The sequence below is a fragment of the Nitratireductor sp. GCM10026969 genome, assembly GCF_042660605.1.
Classification (GTDB): domain Bacteria; phylum Pseudomonadota; class Alphaproteobacteria; order Rhizobiales; family Rhizobiaceae; genus Chelativorans.
Genome location: NZ_JBHSUM010000040.1, coordinates 23705 through 31698, shown reverse-complemented (window position 1 = coordinate 31698; position 7994 = coordinate 23705). Strand labels below are relative to the sequence as shown.

Annotated in this window: 8 protein-coding genes; 2 read left to right on the top strand and 6 right to left on the bottom strand. The window is 65.9% G+C overall.

Annotated features, from left to right (window positions below; translation table 11 throughout):
* A partial coding sequence (locus ACFP9U_RS11010; RefSeq protein WP_378621361.1) for a hypothetical protein occupies window positions 1-220 on the bottom strand: 220 nt, incomplete at its 3' end.
* A 122-nt stretch (window positions 221-342) separates the two neighbouring features.
* Here ACFP9U_RS11010 and ACFP9U_RS11005 point away from each other — a divergent pair.
* Window positions 343-1254: a LysR family transcriptional regulator gene (locus ACFP9U_RS11005; protein WP_378621355.1), complete on the top strand. Its 912-nt coding sequence runs from the start codon at window positions 343-345 to the stop codon at window positions 1252-1254.
* A gap of 26 nt (window positions 1255-1280) precedes the next feature.
* Here ACFP9U_RS11005 and ACFP9U_RS11000 read toward each other — a convergent pair whose 3' ends face one another.
* From ACFP9U_RS11000 to bhcR, 5 genes are all read right to left on the bottom strand, one after another.
* Complete coding sequence (locus ACFP9U_RS11000; protein WP_378621353.1) at window positions 1281-2159, bottom strand: alpha/beta hydrolase; 879 nt, start codon at window positions 2157-2159, stop codon at window positions 1281-1283.
* Window positions 2160-2303: 144 nt separating this feature from the next.
* Window positions 2304-2561 (bottom strand): hypothetical protein, encoded by a 258-nt coding sequence (locus ACFP9U_RS10995; RefSeq protein ID WP_378621352.1) that lies wholly within the window; start codon window positions 2559-2561, stop codon window positions 2304-2306.
* Between the two features lie 137 nt (window positions 2562-2698).
* Window positions 2699-3097, bottom strand: a complete 399-nt coding sequence (gene cueR / locus ACFP9U_RS10990) for a Cu(I)-responsive transcriptional regulator (protein ID WP_378621350.1) — start codon at window positions 3095-3097, stop codon at window positions 2699-2701.
* A 60-nt stretch (window positions 3098-3157) separates the two neighbouring features.
* Window positions 3158-5671: a heavy metal translocating P-type ATPase gene (locus ACFP9U_RS10985; RefSeq protein ID WP_378621348.1), complete on the bottom strand. Its 2514-nt coding sequence runs from the start codon at window positions 5669-5671 to the stop codon at window positions 3158-3160.
* 108 nt (window positions 5672-5779) lie between these two features.
* On the bottom strand, window positions 5780-6622 hold the full coding sequence (gene bhcR, locus ACFP9U_RS10980) for an HTH-type transcriptional regulator BhcR (protein ID WP_378621346.1): 843 nt from the start codon (window positions 6620-6622) through the stop codon (window positions 5780-5782).
* Between the two features lie 162 nt (window positions 6623-6784).
* Here bhcR and bhcA point away from each other — a divergent pair, with 162 nt between their 5' ends.
* Window positions 6785-7990, top strand: a complete 1206-nt coding sequence (gene bhcA / locus ACFP9U_RS10975; RefSeq protein ID WP_378621344.1) for an L-aspartate--glyoxylate aminotransferase BhcA — start codon at window positions 6785-6787, stop codon at window positions 7988-7990.
* Window positions 7991-7994: the final 4 nt, after the last annotated feature.

Genomic DNA, 7994 nt, shown 5'->3' with positions numbered 1-7994 from the left:
AAACGGCGACGACCCCGTCGCAGGCGCGCGCCGCTTCGGCGTCGACCGCCGTCAGCCGCCCGCGGGCATCGACGCTGCGGACAAATTCCAGGTGGAGACAGCCTTCCGGCAAGAGGTCGTCGACATAGCGGCCGCCGCCGGTCACGATGCGGGCATCCTCGCGACGCCGAACGCTGCGGCCGACCGGACCGCCTTCCTTCGCCGCCTCGAATCGTCCCACTGCGTTCAAGCTCCCCCTCCATTCGACGCTGCATAGCAGTCACGGGAAGGAAGCACCCGCACGACCTATATGACAATCCTCCTTTATTTTATATATTGATAGGTTCAGTATATGAATTGGCCATGCGCATCACGCTCAAGCAGATCGAGAACTTTCTCGCCGTTGCCGAACTCGGCAACTTCTCGCGCGCCGCGCGGCGGCAGCACATGGCACAGCCAGCCCTCTCGCAATCGGTGAAGGATCTGGAAGCGGAACTCGGGGTGCGCCTGTTCGACCGCACCACGCGCCGTGTCGAACTCACCGATGCAGGCCGGGAGTTCCGGACCTCCTCGATGAAGGCAATGGAGGAGCTCGAACACGCCGTCCAGAACGTCCAGGACATCCTCGAGCGCCGGCGCGGCCGCATCCGCGTGGCGGCGCCACCACTCCTGGCGGCAGCCGTCCTGCCCCTTGCCATGGCCGAATTCCGCGCCCGTTTTCCGGGGGTGACGGTCGAACTGATCGACGTGGGAACGAATGAGATCGTGGAAAGCGTGCGGACGGGAAAGGCCGACTGTGGGCTGGGAACGTTCCCCCCGGGGCAGGACGGCGTCGAGCGCATCGGACTGATCCGCGACAACCTGATGCTGTTCTGCGCCTATGACAGTCCCTTTGCCGCCGCCTCGACGGTCCGCTGGCGCGATCTGGACGGTCATCCGCTCATCACACTGACCCGCGAAAGCGGCATCCGCCTTCTTGTCGAGATCGGCTACGAGAACGCGCAGATCGCGCTCAAACCCTTATACGAGGTCTCCCACATCACGACCGCGCTGGCATTGGTCGAGGCCGGGCTGGGCGTCTCGGTTCTGCCCACCTATGCCCTTTCGGCAGCCCGCCAGCACAAGGTCCTCGGCAAGCCGCTGGTGGAACCCGGCATCGCGCGCGAGGTCTCCTTCATCCACGCAAGCGGACGTTCCGTATCGCCGGCCGTCGCCGCTTTCTCCGGTGTCGTCAGGCTTTACGCCCAAAAGCTCGTGCCGCGCGAGACGAACTGATGCGGGCTGCGGCCGGTACGCGATCCTCAGGCAGCGCCGTCGCGGATCATCCCCACCAGACGCTCGAAAAGAACGCTCTTCTCGTCGGCAAGGTCTAAGATGACATCGAAGTGGTTGCGGCCGGGGATCGCAAGCAGGGAACCGTCGAAGCCCTTCTCCTGCCAAAGGCCGTGATACGTCTCCGACTGCCGGGCAAAGCCGGCCGGCTCCCCCTCGGCATAGGCGACCACCATCGGACAGCCGACGGCTGGCAGGTTTTCGGCAGGGCTCAAGCGCGTCACCTCTTCTTCGGACAGGCTGATCCATTCCTGCACGAAGGAGCGGGCGATCGGCGCGAGGTGGAACAGACCGCTGACCGGGAACGCCCCCTTGACGAGGTCGCCCGGCACGCCGAAATCGTCGTGCCACCCGCCCGAAAGGATGGTACCCGTCAGGTGACCGCCGGCGGAACTGCCGCCCACGAAAATGCAGGAAGGATCGATGCCATAGGCCGCTCCCTCGCGGTGGAGAAAGGCGGCGGCGGCACGGACCTCCCGCACAATCTCCGTCAGCCCGACCGCCGGGGCCAGGCGGTAGTCGACCACGGCCGTCGCGATTCCCTGGCGTGCCAGGGCCGGCGCCATGAAGGCCGAATCCTCTTTGGACAGGGCGCGCCAATAGCCTCCGTGGATGAACAGGAAGACGGGTCGCGGCTCCCCGCCGATCCCGTAGAGATCGATGGTCTGGCTGCTGAACTGGTCATAAACCAGGTCCGTGACCCCCGCCACCCTTTCGCGCGCGGTCTCGGACAGGGCGCGATAGCGCCGCAGCGCGTCCTCGAAGACATCCGGCTCCACCGAGGCGCGTGCGTTATAGTCGCGGTCGAGAACCTCTCGCGGCCAATGCGCTTCTTCCGCCAGATCCATGCTGATTTCCCCGCCTGCGGTCTTTCGTTGTCCTCTACGCCGCGCGGAACCAATCGGCCGCTCCACCAGGCACGGTTGCGAGACATAGTCGGCAATAGAACGGATGCCAAGCCTGCTTGCCGAAACCCCGACCGCACCACGCCGTCATGATCCCGTGCCGGCACTGCCGTTGGAGCGCTCTCCGCGCGCGGCCTTCTGTACCCGCGCGATCATGTCGACTTCCTCCGATGTGAAGGTCAGGGAAAAACGCTGGCTGGCCTTCGCCGTGTAGATATCCTTCGCGACGACGGTCACGACGACGCCACCCTCGGGAGATTCCACCAGGTTCTCCATTTCGAGGAGGTGGTCAAACAGCAGCTTTGGCTCCCCCTCCCGCTTGCCCGGCCGCACCGACAATTTCATAGCCGCACCCATGCAACGTTGTTCCATGTGCACGGTGCAATTCTTGTTCCGGCCCGGATCGTCCGATTTTGGCTCAAATTGCGGCAGCGCGAGGAAGGTCTGTCCTGAAACGGGACAGCCTGGCACAGCTATGACGGTCAGCGGGTCGGCCGCTCGGCGGCGAGTTCGTCGATGATGGGACAATCGGGGCGGTTGTCGCCGTGGCAGTTGTCGACCAGATGGCGCAGCGCATCGCGCAGGCTGATCAGTTCGGCGATCTTGCGCTCCATGTCCTCGAGCCTCGCCTTGGCGATCGCCTTCACGTCGGCGCTTTCGCGCTCCCTGTCGTTGTAGAGCGACAGGAGCTGCCGGCACTCCTCCACTGTGAATCCGAGGCTGCGCGCACGCTGGAGAAAGCGCAGGCGATGAACGTCCGCCACCGAGTAGTCGCGATATCCATTCTCCGCGCGATCCGGCCGCAACAGGCCGATATCCTCGTAATAGCGGATGGTCTTTGCCGGGAGCCCGGAACTCTGTGCAACGCTGCCGATGTTCATTGCCGCCTCCGATGCGGTGTCATGTTCGAACGATATAGGTCATTGCCCAGCGCGTTGCCCTCACCGCAGCGCGATCGACCTGAGCCGCAGCGCGTTGCCGATCACCGAGACCGAGGACAGGCTCATCGCCGCCGCCGCGATCATCGGCGACAGCAGCACGCCGAAGACCGGATAAAGAATGCCCGCGGCGATCGGCACGCCGAGTGTGTTGTAGACGAAGGCGAAGAAGAGGTTCTGCTTGATGTTGCGGATCGTCGCCCGGGCGAGCAGGCGCGCCCGCACGATGCCGTCGAGATCGCCCTTGACCAGCGTGATCCCGGCGCTCTCCACCGCGACATCGGCGCCAGTGCCCATGGCGATGCCGATATCGGCTGTGGCAAGTGCCGGCGCATCGTTCACGCCGTCGCCGGCCATGGCGACGCGCGCGCCCCTGGCGTGCAACTCGTCGATCAGCGTCTTCTTGCTCTCCGGCAGCATGTCGGCCCGCACCTCGTCGATGCCGAGCGCGGTTGCCACGGCCTGTGCGGTGCGCGCATTGTCGCCGGTCGCCATGATGATCCTGAGCCCGCTTTCGTGCAGCGTGCGGATCGCCTCGGCCGTCGTCTCCTTCACCGGATCGGAAACGGCGATGATGCCCGCCGGCTTTCCATCGGCGGCGACAAGCATCGCCGTCTTGCCTTCCGCCCGCAGGGCATCGGCGCGCGCGGACAGTGCTTCGAAATCAACGCCGAGATCCGCCATCATCGCGGCATTGCCGAGCGCCACGGATCGTCCGGACACCGTGCCGGAAACGCCCTTGCCGGTGGCCGCCTCGAAATCGCTTGTATCGGTCAGCGAAACGCCGCGTCCCAACGCGCCCTCGACGATCGCCTCGGCAAGCGGGTGCTCCGACCCGCGCTCAAGGCTGGCGGCGAGCTTCAGGAGTACGTCCTCGCCGATACCCTCGGCGGGCACGATATCGGTCAGCCGCGGCTTGCCTTCGGTCAGCGTCCCTGTCTTGTCGACGATCAGCGTGTCCACCCGGGCAAAGCGTTCCAGCGCCTCGGCGTCCTTGATGAGCACACCGGCCTGCGCCCCGCGCCCGGTCGCCGTCATGATCGACATGGGCGTTGCCAGCCCCAGCGCGCAGGGGCAGGCGATGATGAGCACGGACACCGCCGAGACGATGGCGAAGACCATGCTCGGCGCCGGCCCGAAGATCGCCCAGACGACGAAGGCGATGATCGCCACCAGTACCACTGCCGGCACGAAATAGGAGGCGACCTTGTCCGCCAGTCCCTGGATCGGCGCGCGCGAGCGCTGCGCCTTGGCGACCATCTCGACGATCTGCGACAGCATCGTATCCTTGCCCACCCGCTCGGCCCGCATGACGAGAGAGCCGTTCTTGTTGAGCGTGCCGCCGGTGAGCGCGTCGCCCTCCGTCTTCTCGACCGGCACGGGCTCGCCCGTGATCATGGATTCGTCCACCGAGGAGCGGCCCTCGAGCACCACGCCGTCGACCGGCACGCTGTCGCCCGGCCGCACGCGCAGCCTGTCGCCTTCCTGCACGTCTTCGAGCGGCACGTCGGCCTCCGAGCCGTCCTCTGAAAGCCTGCGCGCCGTCTTCGGCGCCAGGTCGAGCAGCGCGCGGATCGCCGAGCCGGTGCGCTCGCGCGCCCTCAATTCCAGCACCTGTCCGAGGAAGACCAGCGCGACGATGACCGCCGCCGCCTCGAAATAGACCGGCACCATGCCGCCGTGGGTGCGGAACTGCTGCGGGAAGGCACCCGGAAACAAGGTCGCGACCACGCTGTAGACGTAGGCCGTGCCGACGCCGATGGCGATCAGCGTCCACATGTTCGGGCTGCGGTTGACGATCGAATCGTAGCCGCGGCGGAAGAATGGCGCGGCCGCCCACAAGACCACGGGTGTCGCCAGCGCAAGCTCGAGCCAGATCGCCATGCGCTCGCCGATCCATTCGCGGATCTGCAGCCCGATCATCGAGCCCATGGTGAGCAGGAGCAGCGGGATCGAAAGCACTGCGCTCACCCACAGCCGGCGGGTGAAGTCGATCAGTTCCGGGTTCGGCCCCTCCTCCCCCGTGGGCACGCCCATCGGCTCCAGCGCCATGCCGCAGATCGGGCAGGAACCGGGCTTGTCGCGGATGATCTCGGGATGCATCGGGCAGGTGTACTGGACGCCCGTCACCGCCTCGACCGGCGGCCGCGGCGCCAGATATTTTTCGGGCTCGCCCTCGAACTTCCTCTGGCATCCGGCCGAACAGAAATAGAAAGCCTCGCCGTCGCGGCGGCTAAAGTGCCGCGCGGTGGCGCGGTCGACCTTCATGCCGCAAACCGGATCGGTGGCCTCGATATAGCTTTCCGGGTCCTTCACAAACTTCTCGCGGCAGGACTCGCTGCAAAAGTGGAACGTCCGGCCCTCGCGCTGTGCCGTCGGCTTGCCGGCCTCGGGATCCACCGTCATCCCGCAGACCGGATCGCGCGTCACGACCTCCGCGCCCGGCGCGGCATGGTCGTGCTCGTGACAGACATGTTCCTTGTTGCCGGTGTCGTGCGATCCGTGGTCGTGTCTCATGCCGATGCTCCTTGTCCACGGAGGGGCTCGTAATCCTTCCAGTTACTGGAAGGTCAAGCCGAAAAACCCGTTTGCCGTAGCGGCGCGCGAACCTCGGCCGACTTCGGGCTATATAAGACTCTCCTCCGCCACTGCATCGGGCAAGCGGCCGCCGATTGCGCCGGTGACCTCATCTGCGGCAGCCCGCAGCATGCGGCCGAACTCGACGTCGCGATCGTGCGTGACGCGCACCGACGGGCCGGAAACCGAAATCCCGGCCACGGCTTCGCCGTATTCGTTGAAGATCGGCGCGGCCACGCAGCGCATGCCGCGCGTGTGCTCCTCGTCGTCGACCGAAAAGCCGCGCGCGCGGATGCCCGCCAACTCGCCCTCCATAGCCTCCCGCCCCGTGATGGTCTTCTCGGTGAAGGCCGCGAAGGGGTAGGCGTTCAAAATCGCCTCGATCCGCTCCGGCCGCTGGAAAGCAAGCACCGCCTTACCGATGCCCGATGCATGCACCGGCCCTCGCGTGCCCGGCCGGAAGAACGCACGGATCAGCTCATGCGTCTCGACCTGCGACAGGAAGACCACCTCGCGCCCGTCGACGATGGCGATATTCGCCGTCTCGCCGGTAGCCAGCATGATGCGCTGCATCACGGGCCGGCTCTGCTCGACGATCTTGGTGCGCCGCAGATAGCCGGTGCCGATGCGGTAGGCTTCGATCCCGACATGCCAGAGCTGTTCCGACTCGTCGAACTCGACCACGCGATGCGCCTCGAGCGTAATCAGGATGCGATAGACCGTTGGCGCCGCCTCCCCGGCCTCCGCCGCGATCTCGGTGAGCGACATGCCGCTTCCCGTCGCCACCACCCTCAGCACCTCGACGGCCCGGTCCAGCGCCCTGATACGCGTGGCAAGCCCGCTGTCGTGAAAGGACCGGGGCCGCCCCCGCGCGCGTCCTGATTTGGTCATAACCGCTCCATCCATTTTCCGGCATGCGAAAAACTCGCGATCGCCTCTTCGCCAAAGGGTTACCGCGTTTTTTGGAGGAAATGAAATAGTTTTTCAAAAAAATTGCCCTCGTGTTTCCCGAAGACTATTCTGCTTAGGAAGTGCGGCGATAAGGAAGAGACGATGCATACACAGAATCCGGTCTTCATTCCGGGCCCGACCAACATTCCCGAGCGGCTCCGCCGCGCCGTCGACTACCCCACGATCGACCATCGCTCCGCCGTATTCGGTCAGATGCTGAAACCCGCGCGCGAGGGCGTGAAACGCATCCTCAAGACCGAAAAGGGCGAGGTCCTGCTTTTTCCTGCCACGGGAACGGGTGCATGGGAAGCTGCGGTGACCAACACGCTGTCGCCCGGCGACAAGGTTCTGGCCGCCTGTCACGGCATGTTCTCGCGCCGCTGGATCGACCTGTGCCGCGGCCACAAGCTGAACGTCGAGGTGATCGAGCGGCCCTGGGGCGAAGGCGCACCGGCCGATGCGTTCGAAAAAGTGCTTTCGGCCGATACCGGACACAAGATCAAGGCGGTCCTCGTCACCCACAACGAGACCGCCACGGGCGTGCGCTCCGACGTGCGTGCCGTCCGCCGCGCGCTCGACGCCGCAGGCCATCCCGCCCTCCTTCTCGTCGACGGCGTGTCTTCCATCGCCTCGATGGATTTCCGCATGGACGAGTGGGGCGTTGACATCGCCGTCACCGGCTCGCAAAAGGGTTTCATGCTGCCGCCCGGCCTGGCGATCCTGGGCTTGAGCCCGAAGGCGCTGGCGGCGGTCGACAAGGCGGAATGCGCGCGCGCCTATTTCGATTTCCGTGCGATGCTGAAAGCGAGCGACGCCGGCGGCTTTCCCTACACGCCGCCCGTCGGCCTCATCCGTGGCCTGACGGAGGCGGTCGAGATGCTGGAGGAGGAAGGGCTGGAAAAGGTCTTCGCGCGCCATCGCCGCCTCGCCGAGGGCGTTCGCCGGGCGGCGGCGGCATGGGAACTGCCGCTCTGCGCGGCCGACCCGTCGCTCTATTCCGATACCGTCACCACGATCCGCGTGCCGGAAGGCTTTGACGGGACGGAGGTCGTCACCCTCGCCGCCGACAAATACCAAACCGCCTTCGGCGTCGGCCTGGGCGACGTCGCCGGCAAGGTCTTCCGCATCGGACATCTGGGGGCGATGACGGATGTGATGGCGCTCGCCGGCATCGCCACGGCGGAAATGGCCATGGCCGATCTCGGCATCCCCATCCGCCTCGGCGCCGGCGTCGCAGCCGCCCAGGATTACTACCGCAACAGCGCCGTGCCGCACGGCGCCGATCACCCCGTCTGGAAAGCAGCATGACGAC

Excerpts from the sequence above, each read along its gene's own strand:
- bhcA (WP_378621344.1), top strand. The coding sequence starts at position 6,785 with ATGCATACACAGAATCCGGTCTTCATTCCGGGCCCGACCAACATTCCC.
- ACFP9U_RS11005 (WP_378621355.1), top strand. The coding sequence starts at position 343 with ATGCGCATCACGCTCAAGCAGATCGAGAACTTTCTCGCCGTTGCCGAA.
- bhcR (WP_378621346.1), bottom strand. The coding sequence starts at position 6,622 with ATGACCAAATCAGGACGCGCGCGGGGGCGGCCCCGGTCCTTTCACGAC.
- ACFP9U_RS11000 (WP_378621353.1), bottom strand. The coding sequence starts at position 2,159 with ATGGATCTGGCGGAAGAAGCGCATTGGCCGCGAGAGGTTCTCGACCGC.
- ACFP9U_RS10995 (WP_378621352.1), bottom strand. The coding sequence starts at position 2,561 with ATGAAATTGTCGGTGCGGCCGGGCAAGCGGGAGGGGGAGCCAAAGCTG.
- ACFP9U_RS10985 (WP_378621348.1), bottom strand. The coding sequence starts at position 5,671 with ATGAGACACGACCACGGATCGCACGACACCGGCAACAAGGAACATGTC.
- cueR (WP_378621350.1), bottom strand. The coding sequence starts at position 3,097 with ATGAACATCGGCAGCGTTGCACAGAGTTCCGGGCTCCCGGCAAAGACC.